Origin of the sequence: Gaoshiqia sediminis, assembly GCF_025907915.1 — a bacterium.
Taxonomy (GTDB): Bacteria; Bacteroidota; Bacteroidia; order Bacteroidales; family Prolixibacteraceae; genus Gaoshiqia; species Gaoshiqia sediminis.
This window is the reverse complement of record NZ_JAPAAF010000024.1, coordinates 24,762-45,471: the sequence shown is the minus strand read 5'-3', so window position 1 is coordinate 45,471 and position 20,710 is coordinate 24,762. Positions and strand designations below refer to the sequence as shown.

The window sequence follows — 20,710 nt, the reverse complement described above, 5'->3', positions numbered from 1 at the left end:
TTTAAGTTTTTTAGTTTCGTTGGTTTTAACGGATATTGGAGGCTGATCAAAAAAATTCCTGAACAGCCTCCTTATCCTGTAAAGCTACCAAAAGCTAGTAAACCATCATCTATCTATCACGTCTCAATTAGTACCCTTCGGTTTGTGTCAGTTCCGAATCATTGGCCAACATACTCTGCGAGATGGAATAGTAAATTTTATAAGCTTCGGAAGCGTTTAAAGTTGCCACTTCATCGAAAACGATGCCATCGCCCGCGCGCACCAAATCCCACCATCTTTTTCCTTCGCCTACAAACTCTTTCAGGCGTTCATCCAGAATAGCCTGGGTATTCTCAGCTTTTGTTCCATTCGTAAATTCGTTTCCGGCGAAATTTTCGCCATATGCCCGTTCGCGAACTGCGTTGATTTCTGCCGAAGGATCTTCATTCAGGTTATTCTTGGCTTCGGCCAACAGCAACAGCACATCGGCGTAGCGATACAACGGAACATTGTTGTAGTTTTTGCGTGAGCCATCGTCACCAATTATTCCCAGAAATTTAGCAAGTACAGCACCTTTGTAAGTAGCATCCCCGGCTTGATACGGAAAATGTACCGCGCCATCGCTGTACAAGCGAACAAAGGTTTCCCGGCGTAAATCGTTGGCGTCATCCATTGCCAGCAACAGTTTATCGGACGGTCCAAAACGGCTTGCCCCGTTAACCACCAGGCTGGCTACCGAATTTCCGGCATCATCAAACAAGCCTGCAAAATCGACCGCACGCCCGGTAAAGGAAGCGTAATAGTTATCCGCCTGGTCTTGCTGATAATCGAACGAGAAGATGAACTCGTTGTTATTTTCATTGGCCTGTCCCCAAAGCTTGTTATACTCTACCAGACTGAACCCGGTAACTTGCGAGAGAGCATTTTTTGCTTCGGTGAAATCGGCCGTACCGCCTCCCAATACTTTGCCCGACCACAGGTAAACATCGCCTTTCAGGGCAAGGGTAGCTGCTTTTGACCAATACACATTCTTATTCAACCACAAACCGTTATCGCTGCCAAAATATTCGAGCGACTTGGCAATATCGCTTTTGATTTGCTGCATCACCTCCGCTTTTGGCGAACGCGGTTTTTTCAGCTTTTCCAAATCAACCTCGAGCAAGGGTTCGGTGCTAATTGGCACATCTCCCCAGGCTTTTACCATGGTGTAATAAATTTGTGCCCGGATGCCGTAAACCTGTCCAAGCATATGATTTTTATCGGCCTCATTGGCAAAAGTGACATTGGGAGCATTGGCAATAAAATCATTGATGTAATGCAGAAGTCCGTAAAAGTTAGCCCAGTTGCCAAAGTGTACAATCGAGGTGCTAATATTGTTATCAATCAGATCGGTTCCAAAAGGAGATTCAATCGTGTTTCCTCCCCAAATGTCGGAACGCAATTCGCCCATCTGCCAAATCGTGTAGGCATATCCCCGGTAGCTGGCATAAATACCGGTATGGGCAGCCTTCACGGCTTCTTCAGACTCCCAGAAGCCATTGTAGGTCAGTTCACTCTCCGGCTGCATGTCGAGTTCACAGGCGCCGAAAAGAGCAATTGATAGTATTAAAATGATATATTTTTTCATGTTCATTGTAATTGAGGATTAAAAAGTTACGTTTACACCAAAAGTCACTGTTCGTGGCAAGGGGAAGCGCCCCATATCGATACCATCGCCGGATTCTTCGGGCGAACTACCGGAGAAATCATTGAAATAGGCCAAATTCGATCCGGTTACATAAAGCCTCATATTTTGGAAAAGGTCTTTTACCACTTTTCCGCTCAAATCGTAGCTCAGGGTTACTTCGCGAAGGGCCAGATAGTCGCCTTTTTCCCACATCCGCGAGCTGCTGTGGTCCATCGAACCCTGGTCGCCACCGGCTGCCAGGTGGTTCCGTTGCCGGTCAACTAAGGTGAAAATCGGTACGTCTGATGTTGGATTCTCGGGAGTCCACGAATCGCGGATTTCTAATGGTCCGTTTTGGTTCCCCTGTGTCTGGGAAATTCCTTTCACCCGGCGTCCGTTGATGATGTAATGACCTACAGCAAAGTCGGTTTTCACAAATAAGCTGAAGTTTTTGTAGCTGAAATCGGAGGTGAACCCACCGGTAAAGTCAGGTGTTCTTCGGCCAATCACAACGCGGTCCAGGTAGTTGATCACGTCGTCGCCATTCTGGTCTTTCCAGCGTGCATCGCCCAGGAAGCGGGTGTTTTTACGGTAAGCAAATTCCACGGTCCTGTCGGCATGCTCATCAATTTCGGCTTGGGTTTTATATACACCATCAAACACATAAGCCGTAATCACATCATAGCCCACACGTTCGCCTTCCTGCAATCCACCAACGTATTTTGTTCCTCCAGTTTTGGGGTCGTAAATTTCAGTTCCTCCCTGACGGTTTTTATCCACACCATTTTCAGGTAACTGTTGAGCAAAGTTACGTACGCGATAGTAAGTTAATCCCAGGTTCCAGTTAAAGTCATTGGTTTTAACGACATCAGCATTCACCTGCAGTTCAAGCCCTTTATTGCGTAGCGTTCCATTATTGGTAGTAATACCGGAGAAACCTGTCCACAAGGGCAAGGTCAAGTCGGCCAGTTTATCTTCCACGTCACGGATGAAGTAATCTCCAATCACAGTTACTCGGTTATCAAACAAGCCCAGGTCCAAACCAAAGTTTAAGGTTGTTGAACGTTCCCATTTAAGGTCAAGCAATGGCAAGCTTGTATTTAAGTATCCTGCCTGGGTATCATAAATTGTTGGGATAGGCCTACCATTGCCATCCAGCAAGGGACCATAAACTCCAAACACGCCAAAGTTACTTAAAATGTCGATGTTCCCATTTACCCCATAACTCAAGCGAGGCTTAACTTTTGAGACATACCGCTTTACTTCAGAACGACTGAAGAAATCTTCATTATGGATGTTCCATCCGGCAGAAACCCCCGGGAAGAAACCATATTTGTTATTTCCTAAGCGAGAGGTTCCATCGTAGCGGAAGGTGAATCCAAACAGGTATTTGTAATCAAAATCGTAGTTTACCTGCCCAAACAAGGAAGCGATTTCATACCCTGTATGACGCGAGGAGGGAATACCATTGGCTTCAGCACCTACGTTCATGGTATAGATCAAATCCGTAGGAGAAAGGCGAGTTCCTGCACTAAACTCAAAATATTTCTCTTCGAAATACTCCGTTCCAACCAAAGCACTCACATTGTGTTTATCCTGAATGGTTTTCTTATAATTCAACAGACCGGTAAACTGATTCCGCAATGTTCTACGATGAGAAGCGGAGGCCGCACGCTCCGTGTTCAAACTTCCTGAATTTAGAAAGGCTTTATTAAATGACTCATTGGAATTGTTGATCGTAAAATGACTTCCGCGAACGGTCAAAGTAAAATCATTCAAAAATTTATAATCGAATTGTACCGACCCGGTGAGACGTTGCTCCAGGTTGTAACGGATAAATTTATCGCGGTAATAGAGCGGGTTCCCAAATCCCAGGTAGGTCCCGGGCTGATAGTCGGTAGATAAGCTACCGTCGGGATTATTGTTGTAAATCCTTGAGGTTGGCGCCAAACCCGCAGTACGCTGAAACAGGTTATACTCGCTGTCGAAAGGCAAGTTCTGATTTGAATGTGCATAAATGAAATTCGAAGAAACTTTCAGCGCATCCGTCAACTTGTAAGAAGCATTAAAGGTTCCCGAGTAGCGTTTGAAAGCAGAACCAAACACCAACCCGTTGTCGTCCATATAACCAAGGCCCAGATAATACGTTCCTTTTTCATTTCCGCCATCAAAACTCAGGCTATAATCCTGTGCATGACTATTTTGATAGAACAATTCATTCATCTGATTTTCCTGAAAAATCAACGTGGTCCCCGGGTTAACCGGATCCTCGATGGTTTGCCATCCTTCGTAATTTAATAAATAGCGATTGGCATCAGACAATACCATGGTGGTATAGATCGAATTCGTGGTGTTATTTCCGGTAGCAGCAGCATGATTGCCCGTTAAAAACTGGTCGAGCCAGGCATAGCCCATCACCTCCTGGGCACTTTTCACGGCCATCCGGTTAAATTTTACGTAGTCGGCAGCGCCCAAATAATCCATTGGGTCCTCGCGACGTTCATTACTGGTAAACTTGGCCCTGAAGTTGATATTCGATTTGCCCACTTTACCTTTCTTGGTGGTTACCAGAATTACCCCGTTGGCTGCCCTTGCCCCGTAGATGGCTGTTGATGCAGCATCTTTCAGTACTTCCATGGATTCAATATCGTCCGAGTTCAACGCATAAAACGAACCCGGTACCCCATCCACCAAAATAAGCGGACTACCGGTTCCCGAGAAGCTGGTTCCGCCGCGTACCACCATGCTCGGCGTAGAACCAGGCTGGCCAGTGGTTTGGGTCACCTTTAAGCCGGCAATCGTTCCCTGCAAAGCAGTTGCGGCATTCGAGCGGGGTGCACTTTCCAGCACCTTCGTATTCAATTTTGAAATAGAAGTCGTCATTTCGGCACGCGACTGCGTAGAATAACCGGTAATAACCACTTCATTCAAAGCAGTCACCTCTGTTTTCAAAGCCACATTTATCACCGATAAACCTGCTATTTTCACAGTCTGTTTCTCAAAACCGACCATCGAAAACTCAAGTTGTTCACTTCCGGCCGGAACGGCAAGGGTATAGTTCCCATCAAAATCACTAATGGTCCCGGTTGTGGAACCTGATATAACCACGGTAGCACCGGGCAATGGTTCACCATTTTCGGCATCAGTGATTCGCCCCGTGATGCTCTGCTGGGCAAAGGCATGACTGTTAAGCAGCACCAGCAACACCAATAAACTGATTGACAGCAATTTTTCTTTCATTCTTCTCATAAATTAAGTTTTTTCATTCCATGATTTGCGCTTTATGTCCTACATAAGACACAACAAAAATATCGAATGATTTTTTAATTCCAAATAATTTCCGAAATTTGTTGCTTTATGTAGGACATATTATAAAACACCCGATATGGAAAAAGCAGACAGAACCGATATGTTATCAGCCATTGATACCCGAAGTTTGGTAGATAAAGTTGAGATGAACCTGGTGGAATATTTTACCAGAAAAGCGTTGCAGCCGGGCGATGTCATTCCGAAAGAAGTAGAACTGGCAGCAGCCATGGGCGTGAGCCGGACAGTTATCCGCGAATCGTTGAACCGCTTAAAAACGATGGGGATGATTGAATCGAAAAAGCATAAAGGAACGGTTATTAAAAGTCCGAACCTGGGTTCGCTTTTGCAAAAATCGATGATCCCGCATATTCTTGACAATGCCACACTGAAAGACATTTTTGAGCTCCGGCTGGTGCTGGAAATCGGGATCGCTGATCTGCTCTTTACACACAAAACCCCTGAAGACCTGGAGGAACTAACACACATTGTAGAGCAGGAACCGGAGTTTAGCGAGGATGTTTTATTTGATGTCAGCCACGAGATAAAATTTCATAGTAAACTGTATGAAATGACCCGTAACGAAACACTCCGCAACTTTCAGAACATCCTTCTGCCTGTATTCAACTACGTATATGACAGCGGATTAATCAATAAACCCGTGAAAAACATTCGTTATGTATCGCATAAAGGACTGGTGGATGTCCTGAAAAACGGCACGCCTGACGAATATCGGGTGGCGATGCGCAAACACCTGGAGAACCATTTTCAGCGAATCTCACTAATCGAAAAAAGCGGGAAAGAGACATCTTAAACCAGATACATAGAAAACGAGGCTGTCATTGTGTGACAACCTCGTTATAATTTTGGGAAAATTTCTGACAGCAGAAGCATTATAATCAGAAATATATGTCTTTCTACAACTACTAACAGATCCTCCAACACCGCTAATCAGCACATGTCGCATAAATCCGCGCCAACGTTAAAACAAACAACGATTCCATTAGCGTTGTAGCATTTTGCTAAGTTTTTTACAGTTCTCAACCGTCCCGTTCTCAAGCGGAACCATAAAGAAGCTATACTCATGCCGCTCTTGTCCGCTTAGGGTATATTCTTTTTGCGGACGGGCGCCCCAGCTGTTATCACCACCCAGGCCGCGTTGTCCCAAGTCGATATTCAGCTGCACCAGATCGCGCTCCTTGATGTCGTTGATGTGCTTGCTGCCATTCACTTCAGGAATTCCGTCAATACGAAACTCGGGCTCCACCTCACTGTTTCCTTCGTAATCCAGTCCCTCGGTGGTATCAAAATCTTCGTTAGGCATATGCAGGGCGCTCATGCCTAAACCAACTTTGGGCTGATTAGCAACAATCAACAAACCTTCGCCTTGCTCATTACACAGCGCCCACCAGCCAACATCGGTCCGGTAGCCGTTTTCCTGGGGCCGCACATAAGGCACGTAATGCTCGCTAACACTGGCTTGATAGAGGTCGATGAAAGTGGAAGCTTTGCGATCGACATAGTTTTCCCAAGGGCCACGACCAAAATACGTGATCTGATCGTATGCTTTTGGCAATTGCATGCGCATGCCTACACGGGGAATATCGGCTTTATAGTCGGTCGTATTCAAATGGTTGGAAACTTTAACTACACCGGTCCCGGCAATTTCATACACACTGACAAAGGTCGTATTCACCCCAGGCAGTTGGTAGGTTACTTCCAGCTTGACAAGGTTTTCAGCCAGCGTTTCGGTTTCCATCGCGATCACTTCAGAAAATAACGAAGCTTTTTTCCATTCGCGGTTGTTGAACTGCATGCGGTTTCCAAAATCGTTGTCGGTTGGCGCGCGCCAGAAGTTGGGTTTCGGGCCTTTGCCATCTTTCAGCAGTTCTGTGCCTTTATATTCGAACGAAACCGGACGACCTTCTGACTCATTAAACACGAATCGAAAATCGTTGTTGGACACGGTAACCTGCTTGTCGCTTTGCTGAACTGTCAGGGCTTCACCATTTGAAGCCAGCACGGGCTCCGGCTTGAATAAGCCGGCAAGTTCAATCTGTTCGCGGGCCACTTCAAATCCAGCAGGCAACAGCCCCCAGTCATTTTTCAAGGTAGCCGACAGGTGGACAAAATAGCGGGTATTGGCTTTTTGCTCCAGACCATCCAGCGAGATTCGAATCATCTGTCCGGTGTGGGTTTCCACGTCCAGCTCATTAAAATGGGCGGTCTTCATCACTTTGCCATCCGCCTTAATTTGAGCAGTAAAGTTAAAGGCGTTCAGATTGGTAAAATCGTAGAGATTTTCAACAAACACACGCAGCTCGTTGTGATTATTAACCCCCGCAGATTTAAAATTGATAAACTCGTGCGCTTTTTTAACTTCATATAATCCGGGTTGTGCCGAGCGGTCGGGAAATACAATTCCGTTGTTCAGGAAAGTATTATCGGTGGGCATATTCTCGCCATAGTCGCCACCATATGCGTAAAAGCGCTCGCCTTTTTCGTTTGTTTTCCAAATCGACTGGTCCACCCAATCCCAGATAAAACCACCTTGCAGGTTGTCGTACAACTCAATCACGTCCCAGTAGTCCTGAAAATTTCCGGTGCTGTTTCCCATGGCGTGGGCATACTCACTGGGAATAAACGGCCGATTGGTTTTGTGCTTGCCGATGTACTCAAAAAAGGCAGGCGAAGGGTATTGCGGCACCACAATGTCGGTGTTCCAATCCATATCCAAAATACTGCCGTCGTGATCTTTATACGTACGCTCGTACTGCACGGGACGTTTTTGCGGGTCGGCGGCTTTCATAGCTTCGTAACCAGCGTAAAAATTTACGCCATTGCCGGCTTCGTTACCCATACTCCAAATAATGACCGACGGATGGTTCTTATCGCGCTCCACCAAGCGAACCATGCGGTCAACATGCTGGTTCTCCCACTCCGGTTTTTTGGCTAATGAATGCTCACCGTAATACATGCCGTGCGACTCAATGTTGGCTTCGTCAACCACATAAATTCCATGTTCGTCACACAATTCATAAAAACGGGCCCCACGCGGGTAGTGGCTCAGGCGAACCGCATTGATGTTATTTTCTTTCCACAAGCGAATGTCTTTCATAATCATCTCTTCGCTCATCACATGCCCTGTTTCCGGATCGGTTTCCTGGGCATTCACTCCTTTCAGGGTAATACGCTGCCCATTGACCAGCAACAAACCTTGTTTAATTTCAACCGTGCGAAAACCAACTTTGATGGCCGTAGCTTCGAGGGTTTGGCCTTTCTTGTCCTGAACCTCCAACAACAAGGTGTATAAATTCGGATGTTCCGCACTCCAAGGTCTTACCTTCTCAACGGTTGCCGAAAAAGCTTCCGTTACAGAAGCCTGCCCATTAACTTCCAACTTATTGGAATCGCTGGCCACTAGCCCACCCTGCTCATCAATGAGTTGATAAGCCAGTTGAATTTTCTGCGCTTCGGGCAGATGATTGTTCAGTTCTACCTCCAATTGCAACTCACCATTTTGGTAAGCAGCATCGAACGTTGCGCTGGCCTCAAAATCGCGAATACGTAGCTTGGGTTGTGCATACAGATAGACGCTGCGTTCAATTCCACTGATGCGCCAAAAATCCTGGCATTCCAAATACGAGCCGTCAGTCCAGCGGAAAATTTGCAGCGCAATGGTATTTTCACCTTTCTGAAGAAAAGGCGTAATATTGAATTCGGCAGGCAACTTACTGCCTTGCGAGTAGCCCACATAGTTCCCGTTAATCCACACAAAGCCGCCTGATTTCATGGCACCGATGTGCAGAAAAATTTCCTTGCCATTCCAATCGTCGGCCAGTACAAAGCTGCGGCGATAAGATCCAACCGGATTGTACTCGTGGGGTACTTTCCCCGGATACTTCGGGTAGATCCCGTCCAGTTCAATATCATCGGCTACCGGTGCTTTGTGGTCTGCAAACTCATATTGATGGTTGACATAGATAGGAACTCCGTAACCTTCCACCTCCCAGTTTGAGGGTACTTTGATGTTGTCCCACGCTGTGACATTTTCTTCCGGATTCATGAAACTGGTCGGCCGATCTTTTGGCGAACGCACCCATTTAAATTTCCAAATTCCGTCAAGAGACTGCCGAAAATTGGCTTGTGTCGCTTGGGTATTTAAAGCTGCTTCCTTCGACCCGTGCGACACAAAAGTGGCGTGAGCCGGTTCTTTATTTTCGCCAATCATTTGGATGTTTTCGACGTAATTCCAAACGTTGATCATTGGATCAGGATGTTGGGTAAATCCGACTGTTCCAAACGACAAAGAAATAATGATGAGTAGTATTCGTTTTCTCATGATATTGATATCAAAAGATTTGATTAAGAAAAAGGGGTGCAAAAACTCCGTGGAACACTGTGATTAATATCTATCTCTATGATTTAGTTATTTATTGTTTAACCACAGAGGTGCACAGAGTTACACACAGAGTTTCACGGAGTCATCACAGAAAAGTTTTCATCTTGTTAAAACAACTTCGTCTTTTCACAAAGTCATTTATTGACGACCAATTCAATAGGTAAAATCCTCCAACTTAACCGTCGTGTATTGTTCATCCCCGGCCTTTTTGTACTCAACAACAAAGTGGTTCCACGATTGCGGGAACCCGCCAATGTTGTTGTTCAGATAAATAATCTTCACCGGATGTTTTCCTTTGGCCAGGGCAATCATGGCATTGTTACGCGAAAAACGTTTCACTTCGCCATCATTGTTTATCAGCAATTTATCACCAATAAAAAACTGGTCGAAATTGGTTTTGAATTCATAAACGCCATCCTCGGGGATTTCAAAATAACCGGCCAGTACCGCAGCTGTGGGAGATTGGTAATTATTTATCGTTCCCAGGTTTTCTTTTGTAACCACGATATCAGTCCAACTCTGAACCGATTCAATATCTTTTACCCAAATGAAAGTACCTTCAGCATATTTGCCTTTCAGCCCGGCATTGGTTGTTTCAACAGCTACAGCGGGTACCAACTCCTGTTTTTCAACCTGGATGGTCCGCACACTGCTCATCTTACCGCTATTCAGTACCGAACGGATTTTAACTGTCGCATGATCCGTGAAGATCAGTGGAGATTCATAAACTGTTGAATTTTGATCAGGTTCGCTGCCATCGATCGTGTAAACCATTTTTACCGATCGGGTTGACGTAAATTCGAGATTTGCAGTATCGGTAAAAGCAACCAGATTTACCAGTCCCTCGGGGAGCGGTATGTGGTAATTGATTCCATGATAGTCGAGGCGCACAAACTGCGGGTCCATGCGTTTCAGAAAATCGGGAAAGTCTTTATTTTCTTTCAGCGTCCAGCCTACTTCGGCCAAGGCAATGATGCGGGGATAAATGCGGTGTTCGAACAGTTCCGGCGTGTACATGTATTCCGACCATACATTTCCCTGTGTTCCCAGCACATGTTTGGCCAGTTCACCTTCCAACTCAGCGGGAACAGGATCATAACCGTACGACTTTTCGAGGGTAGTATAGCCGCCGATTGCTACCGGTTCCACCTTGCTGTCGCCCTGATAATGATCCAGATACACCCAACCGCCTGGGGTCATCACCACGTCGTGCCCTTGCTTGGCGGCCTCAATGCCCCCAGCTTCGCCACGCCACGACATCACCGTAGCCGATGGTGCCAGTCCACCTTCCAGAATCTCGTCCCAGCCGATCATCTTTTTACCGTGGGCCAGCAAAACTTTTTCAATGCGCTGCACAAAATAGCTTTGCAACTCATGTTCATCTTTCAGGCCTTCCGCTTTGATGCGCTTCTGACAATCAGCACATTCTTTCCAGCGATCTTTCGGTGATTCGTCACCTCCAATATGAAAATATTCATAGGGAAACAGCGGTACCACTTCATCAATAATATCTTCGAGGAATTGAAAAGTTTCCTCTTTTCCGGCGCAATACACATCTGGCTCAACGCCCCATACATTACGCACCTGGAAAGGCCCTCCGGTGCACGACAAATGCGGGTAGCCCACCAAAGCAGCCAGCGAATGTCCCGGCAATTCGATTTCGGGTACTACATTGATAAATCGCTCTGCCGCGTAGGCCACCACTTCCTTGATTTCGTCCTGGGTGTAATAGCCGCCATATTCCGAGCCATCACCCTCGATTCGCTTCGAGCCTAGTTCGGTGAGCAACGGATATTTTTTAATCTCAATACGCCAGCCCTGGTCTTCGGTCAGGTGCCAGTGGAAAGTATTCATTTTGAACATTGCCATGACATCGAGTTGCTTTTTAATGAATTCAACGGGCACAAAATGCCGGCAAACATCCAGGTGCATTCCGCGCCAGATAAATCGAGGCTCATCGTTTACCCGAATGCAGGGCATCGTCCAGCAGGCATCTTTCGCCAAAGTCGGACTTTCAATCTCGGGAGGAAGCAGTTGCAACATGGTCATCAGTCCATAGAAAGCACCGCGTTCCGAGGCCGCTTTTACCGTGACACCAGTTGTGGTAACGGTCAATTCGTAGGCTTCACTGCCTTGACTAAAAGAAGGATCCATCTCAACGGCAATGTAATTTTTGCCGGGTTTCTCACTCGTAGTTTTCAGGGCAAATCCTGCAGCCCGAACAAAACGTTGATTAATCAAATCGACTGATGCAGCCAGCTTCTCATTTTCGGGAAGCACAAAAGCCGTTTTGGAATTTACAGTGAAAGCGCCTTCCTGCTGAACCATGTCGTTCGGCTGAGGAACAATGGCAACAATCAAGTCAGACTCACTACAGTTATTATTACAGGCAACAACTGTAAATAATACCACACAAAGCGGAATAAAATTTTTTAAAAGCATGCTCATGTATTTTTTAGTTTAATTGATTTCCAATTGAGTTTTCGATTGCGGATCCGTCTGAACCCGGCGAACTTCCGTATTTCCGCCTCCCGCAAGGGTTAGATTTACAGGTGCGTTATGTTTCCAGTTTCCACGGGTAAAATCAGGCACATCAATCGAATTTGAACGGTTGGCCACCGACCATTCGCTGAGCGGGGCAATGACACTCCACAAAGCTGCGTCATACACATCCTGATCCAGCGGAAGGCCATTCCGAAGGCAGTCAATCAGGCGCCAGTCCATCATGAAATCCATGCCGCCGTGCCCGCCAATTTTTTTGGCCATTTCGCCCACTTTCCGAACAATTTCGGGTGTATATTCCTGTTCCAGTTTTTTAAATTCTTCGTCATTTATCCAACTGTGCCCGAACGAAATCCGTGCAGGATCAGGCCATTTGCGGGCCATCCCCTTCGTACCGCTCAACAAATGGATGCGCGAATACGGACGCGTAGAAGTTACGTCATGCTGAATCATGATGGTACGCCCTTGATAGGTTTTCACCACAGTTGTATTCATATTCCCCCGATATTTCTTGCCAGCAAATTCGGAATAGAACGAATCTTCTGCAGCAAGCTCATTAGCCCGGGCAGCCATTTGGAAGTCGTTTGATGCCATAGATACCAGGTAATCCATCTGATCACCCCGATTGATGTTCATGGCCTGACAAACCGGGCCTAGCCCATGTGTTGGGTACAAATTGCCGTTGCGGTAATTCTCTTTCAAACGCCACATACCGTAATAGCCATTCTTATCAAAATTCAAATCCAGCAAGTTGTGAATGTAGGCCCCTTCGCCGTGAACTAACTCGCCGAACAAACCCTGGCGGGCCATATTTAAGGTCAACAATTCAAAGAAATCGTAGCAGCAGTTTTCGAGCATCATGCAGTGTTTGCGAGTCTTTTCCGAAGTTTCCACCAGTTCCCAAGCCTCATCAAGGGTAACGGCTGCCGGTACTTCTACGGCCACATGCTTTCCGTGGTTCATGGCATAAACGGCCATTGGCGTGTGCAAATGCCAGGGAGTGCAGATGTAAACCAAATCAATATCATCGCTTTCACAGAGGGCCTTCCAGGCATCTTCGGAACCAAAATATTCCGTTGCATCGGGCAAGCCTGCTCCCCTTAAATGCTTCTGAGAACCTTTCACCGATTCGTCACGGATATCGCACAGGGCTTTGATTTCTACACCTTCGATATGTGACATCCTGACCACCGCTCCCGGACCGCGCATCCCCAATCCAATAAATCCGACACGAACCACCGGAATTTTGGGGGCAGCATAGTTGCACATATTAAATGAAGAAGTGGATTTCCTACTCACCCGGTTTTTGCTCTTTTGATCTGATTCTAACGACCAGGCAGGCACACCGGTAACGGCCATGCCAACCCCAAGCGACAAGTGCTTCAAAAATGAGCGACGATTATTGTTTTCCATCTGATTAGTTTTTACGGTTTTCTTCACAAACAAGCCCGACACACAATGGGCATTCTTTTAACACGACAGCAGCGGCGACTTGGGCTCAGTTGATTTTTTCACACAAAACATAGCCCCACAACCTTGCATGAGCGACAAATATATTAAATTTGCGTGTTCGTACACACGATTTTTCATCAAAAAATGTTTTTTCCTGAGAAAAGTCTGCTATTTTTACCTTCATGACAGAACACGCTTAACAATAATGACCTATAAACATGCAAGTCACTGGTTTTAAACGGCTATATAGATATCTTTTCATGTACAAAGAAGAAAGTAGAATAGGAATGAAAGCAGTATTTCCGGATAAAACTAGTTATAAAAGAGCCAAAGAAAAGAAGGACACATTACAATCATCATGTACGTACACTACAGCAGGCAGGCAAACAAAATAAGAAAAAACAAAATCTGATAAACCAACTATGGACAAAAGAAATTCATCGAAACGAACTGTAGTCCGGATAAAAGATATCGCCCAAAAAGCCAATGTCTCGACAGGAACAGTGGACCGGGTTTTACACAACCGCGGAAGGGTTTCGGACGAAGTTTCCGAGCGTGTTTTGCGGATTGCCAAAGAAATGAACTATGAGCCGAATCTGCTTGCCCGGGCATTAGTATCGAAAAAAGAATACAGAATTGCCGCAGTCATCCCCGATCCTTCGGTGGATGCTTACTGGGAAGATCCAAAAAACGGAATCGCAAAAGCCGAGGCAGAACTACGGCAATACGGTGTTTGGGTGGACCAGTTTTTATTCAGCCAGTATAGCGTAGATAGTTTCAAAGAAGCCGCCGAAAAAGTTTCAGTTTCAGGTTACGATGGCATCCTGATCGCGCCCATCTTTTACAAGGAATCGCTGGCCTACCTGAGCAAATGGAAACGGCAAAACATTCCATTCAACCTGTTCAACACACATATTCCCGATTACGAACCGCTGGCTTATATCGGGCAGGATTCGTATCAAAGCGGGTTTCTGGCTGCAAAACTGCTACACTACGGGCACCCTACCCCGGCGACCTTTATCGTAGCGCATATTGACGAAGATGTACCAAACTCGTCACACCTGATACGCAAAGAACAGGGTTTTATCGATTATTTTGAACAGCACGGGAACGGCCAATTCCGGATTGCTCATGCCGACTTAAAATACAGCAGCGCGAAAGAACACTTCCGGACATTGATTACCAACTTATTAAATGAAAATCCAGACACCCGGGGTATTTTTGTAACCAACTCCAAGGCATTCACTTTGGCAGAATACTTGTTTGAAAATAAGCTTGACAATATTCATCTGGTAGGATACGATTTAATAAAACAAAACCTGGCTTTTCTGGAAAAAGGGACCATCAATTTCCTGATCAACCAGAATCCCAAAAGGCAAGGCTATTATGGCATCCAGCTACTGATCGACCACTTGCTTTTCAAGAAAAACATCCAACCAATCAAGTATCTGCCATTAGATATCATCACGCAGGAGAACCTGCATTACTATATCGAATCCGAGATCTAATCTTCAACCAATCAGCACAAAAAAACTAGTCCTGAACCGGATAGGCACCACCTCTCCCCTTTCAGGACTATAACTTCGGAATAAACCGGCTAAACTTTGACAACCCTCGACATCAACCGGCTCAATCAGTTCATTTTACGTCTATTTCCAAAGAAGCAGCCTTTAATCCTTTTGCTTTCGCTTCAAGTTTTAAAATCCCTTTCGATTCGGAGGCTTGTGCTATTACGGTCAGCTGTCCGTTAAACGCATGCATTTGCGGCAAGTGAAACAAATCCAGACAGGTGGGATCGCCATTAGCTGAAGCTTTATACTTGCCAGCTCCATCAGCAAAAAAATGAATGAGCCGCTGGTCGTTCGGGCACAGGATGCCATCTTTGTCAACCACCCGAACGGTAATGTAGGCCAAATCTTTTCCATCGGCGCTAATTTCCGTGCGGTCAGCAACCAGTTCCAACTGGTACGGCTTGCCGGCAGTCTTCACGATTTTATCGGCCACGGCATTCCCTTTCGCATCAAAAGCCACCACTTTCACTTCACCCGGTTCGTAAATCACATCCATCCACATCAGGCGGTAGCGGTTTTGCACTGTGCTGTTGTTTTTGTGCTGCTTGCCATAGCTTTTGCCATTTACAAACAACTCGGCCGACGGGTGATTGGTATAAACAAAAACCGGCACGGTATCGCCCTCTTTTCCTTCCCAATTCCAATGCGGCAACACATGCAGCGTTTCCTCATTTGTATTCCAAATGCTGCGGTACAAGTAAAACCGGTCTTTCGGAATACTTGCCAGATCGATGATCCCGAACATCGAGCTGTGGTTTGGCCAGCCATTGGTGTCGTACGGACTTGGCTCACCCAAATAGTCGAAACCGGTCCATACAAATTGGCCCATGCTCCACTCCTGATCGTCGGCCATGGCAAAATCCTCATCCGGAAGGTTCGACCAACTGCAATACTCAAAATCGTAAGACGAGGATTGGTGGTCATCGTATGTGGCATTGGCCTTTTTCTCCACCGGAAACTTATAAACCCCACGTGAACTTACCGTTGACGAAGTTTCGGACCCCAGCACCAGGTTTTGTGGCAACTTCTCATAAGCCTCCTGATAACGATGCACGCGGTAGTTGAATCCCGGAATGTCGAGCATCGCCGCAAAGCCATTTTTCAATACGCACGACACCTGGTCCATGCCGCAAGTTACCGGCCGCGTTGGATCTTCGCGATGACAAATATCCTGCAGAAATTTAGCGACCTGGTAACCATCGGGGCTGCATTGGGTCGGCACTTCGTTGCCAATGCTCCACATGACCACGCATGGGTTGTTCCGGTAATTCCGAAGCATATTGACCATATCTTTTTCGGCCCATTCATCAAAAAAACGATGGTAGCCGTTTTTGCATTTGGCGCGGTCCCACTCGTCAAAGGGTTCAATCATCATCATGAAACCCATTTCATCGCAAAGTTCAACCAGCTCGGGAGCCGGCATGTTGTGCGCCGTGCGGATGGCATCGCAGCCCATGTCTTTCAATAAAACCAACTGGCGTCGCAAAGTGGCCGTGTTGACAGCTGCCCCCAAGGGACCCAGATCATGGTGGTTGCATACTCCTTGAAATTTGCGGTGCTGCCCGTTCAGAAAAAATCCTTTGTCGGCAATGTATTTGATATCCCGAATTCCAAAGCGTGTGGTGTACTCATCAACCAGTTGATCCTGAAAATAGACTTTTGATTCGGCCTGGTATAAAACAGGCGATTCGGGCGACCACAAGGCCGGGTGATCGACAATAAAATTTTGCACGAACGGCTGTCCGTGATTGATCTTTTGAACGTTGATTTTGCTGGCAACCACCTGTTTGCTTTCATCCAGAATCACAGTTTCAACGCGAACATCGGCTCCTTCGGGCACATTCGCCAAAGTTGTTTCCAACTGAACGGACGCGTAATCATCGGAAACAAATGGCGTGGTGAGGTAAGTTCCCCAAACCGGCACGTGAATGGCGTTGGAAACAATCAGGTGCACGTTGCGGTACAATCCGGCACCGGGATACCAGCGCGACGACTGTTCGCGGTTTTCCAAGCGGACTGCCAAGGTATTGTTCTGTCCGTCGGCATTCAAGAAGTCCGTCACATCCACATGAAATGAATTGTAGCCATTGGGCCAAAAAATGGCTTCCTGCCCATTCACATACACCCTTGCTTCGCTCATGGCGCCATCAAACAGCAGGCTCACCCGGCGCTGATCGGGTTTGAAATCAGACACACTGAAAGAAGTGCGGTACCAGCCCACACCCACATAAGGCAAACCTCCGGTACGACCGGTTTTAAGCGATGCCTTTTGCTCCATATTTTGGGTGATCGCCACTTCCTGTAAATCGTTCATCTCGTCGAATGGCCCATAAATCGCCCAATCGTGGGGCACAGAAACCGACTCCCAAGCATGATCGTCAAAGCCGGCAGCACTGGCTTCCGGAAAATCGCCTTTGGTAAACTTCCAATCCTTATCCAGCAAAACAGTATGACGGACATCCTGCGCATTCAGAAAATGACACAGGATGATCATTACAAATCCAAACATGAAGATTGTTTTCATCCTGAAAAATTAAGTTAGCAGATTAAAAAATAGCAGTATAAGGTTCATCATAAAATTGAATGACTTCTTTTAAATGAGTTGGCGAAAGATACAAAACCACGCTGAATATTTTCAAACAGGCATGGATTCATGTAGCTCCAAACATATAATTCGCCCCGAATGACCAAACCAGAAAGTTTTATAACCCGTCATTTTTCAAAAAAAAAGAACAGCAGGTGGTCTTTTTGCAAACACCTGCTGTTCTTCGGGGAGAATGAACCTCTTACTGTTCTTTAGGTTTTGGATTGATGGTTAGCGGTAAAGAGTTTTCCCCTTACGATAGGGTTCCATGCCATCCGAACTTCTTTTCCAGCTCATCAAACGAATAGTCTTTGGCTCGGCATCCAATGCCCCTTCGTTCTCAACACGGGCCTCAATCAGTTTTGTCCTCCGGTAAATTAATCCAACAGATGAAAAACTAATAATCAACATAAGCAGAAAGCCGGATGTTATATCCAGATAATGTTGCAATGTCAATGCTATCAGCGCGAATAAAATAGTATAGGTCACTAAGAAACCACTTGCCTGAATATGGGTGAGCCCCGAGCGAATCAGCAAATGATGAAAATGGTTCATATCTGGCGAAAAGGGTGATCGTTTGTTATAAATCCGCACTGCAAATACGCGCAACGTATCCGTAATCGGGACTATGAAAAGTCCCAATGCGATCAACGGTGCCTGCTCCAGGTAAAACTCATTAAACGTCATGTAATTCAGTTCGCTAAATTTAATAACCATGGCAGCCAGAAAAACTCCCAGGATTAACGAACCGGTATCACCCATAAAAACTTTATTTTCCCCGCCCCACAGGTTGAACCGCAAAAAGGCGAGCAAACTGCCACTCAAGGCAAAGCAGGCAATGCCATAATCGGAGTATCCGGCAAGGTAAAACCAAGTCCCCAAACTGGCCGAAATTAACAAAGCGACACCGGAAGCCAGGCCATCAATTCCGTCAATCAGGTTAAGAGCGTTGATCAAAAACAGCACAAACAATACTGAAAACGGGATACTAACCCAATCATTCAGCTGAGCCAAACCTGCAAATCCGTATGGGTGAACCAACCGGAAATCACCAAATACAACCAATAAGAAAGCCGCAGCAAATTGCACAAGAAACTTCTTTCGTGCAGAAATAACCATAATGTCATCCTTTATTCCGATAAAGAACATCATGATGATAGCCGCAAACAAATAACGAAATCCGGGGGATGAATTTCCCTTCAGGTAGATCAGAGTACTGAGCAATAAGCCAATAAAAATGGCCACTCCCCCCAAGGTTGGCACAACAACAGTGTTCAGTTTCCTATGGTCCGGCACATCAAACAGGTGTTTTGCATGTGATATCTTGACAATAGGAGGAATAACAAGGTATGCGAGTAAAAAACTTGTTAGCAGGTTTAACAGAACGGATATGTGCATGGCTTTTAAGTTTGTGGCAAAGATAAAGCAAAATGTTAAATCTGAGTGATTGAACGTGTTAAGACAACGTTTTATTTCACGAACGATTGCTTTTCACCCCCTAAAACGTTCAATTTCCCGCATGAAGGCCCATCTTAACATTTTGTTAACTTTTAGATCTCCAAGGAAAATGTAATTTATCGTATGTGATTTGGAAACCAAATCTGGAAAGATCTACATCCCACTGTCTTCAGTATAAACACGTAAGAGATCTCTTAAAATCAACCGGGCAGGGATATACCACAAATAACTTAAAAAAAGAAAAAGGAGGAATCTGTATCAAATTCAGCATAAACATAAAGACCCAAGATATGGCGATCTCGGGTCTTTTTTGTCATAATCAGCCTATTCCAACAATTTTTCTTTTCCTTCGTTCACCAGTTTCAACACCAGTTCGCCAAACAGGGTATTGGCCCAGGCAAACCACGACCGGGTGAAATCGGTCGGATCGTCCTTGTGAAAGGTTTCGTGCATAAAGCCGGTATCGGCATCGGTGTCGCGCAAAGTGCGGATACACCAGGCGATTTCCTGATCATCCGAGCTGGTCATGGCCCGCATAATGATGCTCATGGGCCAAACCATGTCGTAGCCCACGTGTGGCCCACCAATCCCTTCGGCCGCTTTTCCCTTAAAGAAATAGGGGTTGTCTTCGCTCCACACCAGCTTGCGGGTATTCTTGTAAATTTTGTCGTTTTTATCGACCAGCCCAAGGTAAGGCAGCGCCAACAAGCTCGGCACGTTGGCATCGTCCATGAACGTGGCATTTCCGAATCCGTCCACCTCAAAGGCATACACTTTACCATATTTGGGGTGCTTCACAATGGCGTACTCCTTAATGGCAGCTTCCACCTCATCGGCCAAACGCAAACACTGCCCGGCAAAGGCCTGGTCGCCGGTCACATCCTGGCTGATTTCGGCCATTTGTCGCAACGACACCACGGCAAACAAGTTGGAAGGAATCAAAAATCCATAGGTTGTCGCGTCGTCCGACGGACGGAAGGTTGAATTAATCAAACCGACCGGTTTCAATGGGCGGCCGTATCCGTGATTGGACACGGTATCCAACTGCTGGGGTGTTTCCCGTTGAAATTTGTAAGGCCCCAAATCATCTTTGCGTTGTTGTTCGATGAACGTCTTCACAATTAAGGCTGCGGCCTGCTGCCAGTCGGCATCAAATACGCTCTTGTCGCCGGTTGTCTTCCAGTAGTTATAGGCCAGGCGAACGGCGTAACACAGTGAGTCAATCTCCCATTTGCGTTCGTGCAAGCCCGGTTTCATATCCGTCAGGTCGCTCATCCAGTGCACTTCTTCATCTTTCGTTTTGTTGAAAGCATTGGCATAGCGGTCGAGCAATACGCATTGCGTTTGACGGTGGACCACCCCGGCCAGCAAGGTCTTCAACTCCTCGTCTTCGTTGGCCAGCGGAAGGTAAGGCCATACCTGCGCGGTGGAGTCGCGCAGCCACATGGCATGAATGTCGCCGGTAATGACAAAGGTGTCGGGTTTACCGTTCTTTGTGCCGAACTCAACGGTCGTATCGAGTGTATTCGGAAAACAGTTTTCAAACATCCAGGCCAATTTCGGGTCTTTCAATTTGGCTTTAGTGGCGGCAATGGTTTTGTCCACCGCTTTCGAGGTAAAATTACGTTTTCCGATAGCCGGACGGTTGGTTACATAACTCGCCTTGCCCGCAGCGGCAAAGGCTCCGGATCCTGCAACAGCCAATCCGGCCACTGTTAAACTTCCGGTTTTTAAAAAGTCTCTTCTTGTTGTCATATATGTAGTTTCAAGTTTCGAGTTTCAAGTTCCAA

Annotated in this window: 10 protein-coding genes; 2 read left to right on the top strand and 8 right to left on the bottom strand. The window is 46.3% G+C overall.

The window, feature by feature from the left end; translation table 11 throughout:
• Window positions 1-127: 127 nt before the first annotated feature.
• A complete protein-coding gene (locus N2K84_RS14240) occupies window positions 128-1,606 on the bottom strand; it encodes a RagB/SusD family nutrient uptake outer membrane protein (protein WP_282592492.1) in 1,479 nt (492 codons plus the stop codon).
• A gap of 18 nt (window positions 1,607-1,624) precedes the next feature.
• Window positions 1,625-4,894: a SusC/RagA family TonB-linked outer membrane protein gene (locus tag N2K84_RS14235; RefSeq protein ID WP_282592491.1), complete on the bottom strand. Its 3,270-nt coding sequence runs from the start codon at window positions 4,892-4,894 to the stop codon at window positions 1,625-1,627.
• 136 nt (window positions 4,895-5,030) lie between these two features.
• Between N2K84_RS14235 and N2K84_RS14230 the strand changes: the two genes are divergently transcribed.
• Window positions 5,031-5,765 (top strand): FadR/GntR family transcriptional regulator, encoded by a 735-nt coding sequence (locus N2K84_RS14230; RefSeq protein WP_282592490.1) that lies wholly within the window; start codon window positions 5,031-5,033, stop codon window positions 5,763-5,765.
• Between the two features lie 189 nt (window positions 5,766-5,954).
• Here the strand turns inward: N2K84_RS14230 and N2K84_RS14225 are convergent, their stop codons facing one another.
• The 3 genes from N2K84_RS14225 to N2K84_RS14215 form a co-directional block, all read right to left on the bottom strand.
• Window positions 5,955-9,293, bottom strand: coding sequence for a glycoside hydrolase family 2 TIM barrel-domain containing protein (locus N2K84_RS14225; protein ID WP_282592489.1), 3,339 nt, complete (start codon window positions 9,291-9,293; stop codon window positions 5,955-5,957).
• Window positions 9,294-9,506: 213 nt separating this feature from the next.
• A complete protein-coding gene (locus N2K84_RS14220) occupies window positions 9,507-11,801 on the bottom strand; it encodes a family 20 glycosylhydrolase (protein ID WP_282592488.1) in 2,295 nt (764 codons plus the stop codon).
• 12 nt (window positions 11,802-11,813) lie between these two features.
• Entirely contained in the window at window positions 11,814-13,268 is a 1,455-nt protein-coding gene (locus N2K84_RS14215) for a Gfo/Idh/MocA family protein (protein ID WP_282592487.1), read from the bottom strand.
• A 461-nt stretch (window positions 13,269-13,729) separates the two neighbouring features.
• On the opposite strand from N2K84_RS14215, the gene N2K84_RS14210 reads away from it, so the two are divergent.
• Complete coding sequence (locus N2K84_RS14210; protein WP_282592486.1) at window positions 13,730-14,815, top strand: LacI family DNA-binding transcriptional regulator; 1,086 nt, start codon at window positions 13,730-13,732, stop codon at window positions 14,813-14,815.
• A 130-nt stretch (window positions 14,816-14,945) separates the two neighbouring features.
• On the opposite strand, the gene N2K84_RS14205 is transcribed toward N2K84_RS14210, so the two are convergent.
• From N2K84_RS14205 to N2K84_RS14195, 3 genes are all read right to left on the bottom strand, one after another.
• Window positions 14,946-17,402: a glycoside hydrolase family 2 TIM barrel-domain containing protein gene (locus N2K84_RS14205; RefSeq protein ID WP_282592485.1), complete on the bottom strand. Its 2,457-nt coding sequence runs from the start codon at window positions 17,400-17,402 to the stop codon at window positions 14,946-14,948.
• A 291-nt stretch (window positions 17,403-17,693) separates the two neighbouring features.
• Window positions 17,694-18,758 carry an MraY family glycosyltransferase gene (locus N2K84_RS14200; RefSeq protein WP_282592484.1) on the bottom strand — a complete coding sequence of 355 codons (1,065 nt, stop codon included), beginning with the start codon at window positions 18,756-18,758 and terminating at the stop codon, window positions 17,694-17,696.
• A gap of 486 nt (window positions 18,759-19,244) precedes the next feature.
• On the bottom strand, window positions 19,245-20,675 hold the full coding sequence (locus N2K84_RS14195; protein WP_282592483.1) for a glycoside hydrolase family 125 protein: 1,431 nt from the start codon (window positions 20,673-20,675) through the stop codon (window positions 19,245-19,247).
• Between the last annotated feature and the right edge of the window lie 35 nt (window positions 20,676-20,710).

Bases quoted from the DNA above. Each gene is read 5' to 3' on its own strand.
- N2K84_RS14240 (WP_282592492.1), bottom strand. From the start codon at position 1,606: ATGAAAAAATATATCATTTTAATACTATCAATTGCTCTTTTCGGCGCC.
- N2K84_RS14235 (WP_282592491.1), bottom strand. From the start codon at position 4,894: ATGAGAAGAATGAAAGAAAAATTGCTGTCAATCAGTTTATTGGTGTTG.
- N2K84_RS14230 (WP_282592490.1), top strand. From the start codon at position 5,031: ATGGAAAAAGCAGACAGAACCGATATGTTATCAGCCATTGATACCCGA.
- N2K84_RS14225 (WP_282592489.1), bottom strand. From the start codon at position 9,293: ATGAGAAAACGAATACTACTCATCATTATTTCTTTGTCGTTTGGAACA.
- N2K84_RS14220 (WP_282592488.1), bottom strand. From the start codon at position 11,801: ATGAGCATGCTTTTAAAAAATTTTATTCCGCTTTGTGTGGTATTATTT.
- N2K84_RS14215 (WP_282592487.1), bottom strand. From the start codon at position 13,268: ATGGAAAACAATAATCGTCGCTCATTTTTGAAGCACTTGTCGCTTGGG.
- N2K84_RS14210 (WP_282592486.1), top strand. From the start codon at position 13,730: ATGGACAAAAGAAATTCATCGAAACGAACTGTAGTCCGGATAAAAGAT.
- N2K84_RS14205 (WP_282592485.1), bottom strand. From the start codon at position 17,402: ATGAAAACAATCTTCATGTTTGGATTTGTAATGATCATCCTGTGTCAT.
- N2K84_RS14195 (WP_282592483.1), bottom strand. From the start codon at position 20,675: ATGACAACAAGAAGAGACTTTTTAAAAACCGGAAGTTTAACAGTGGCC.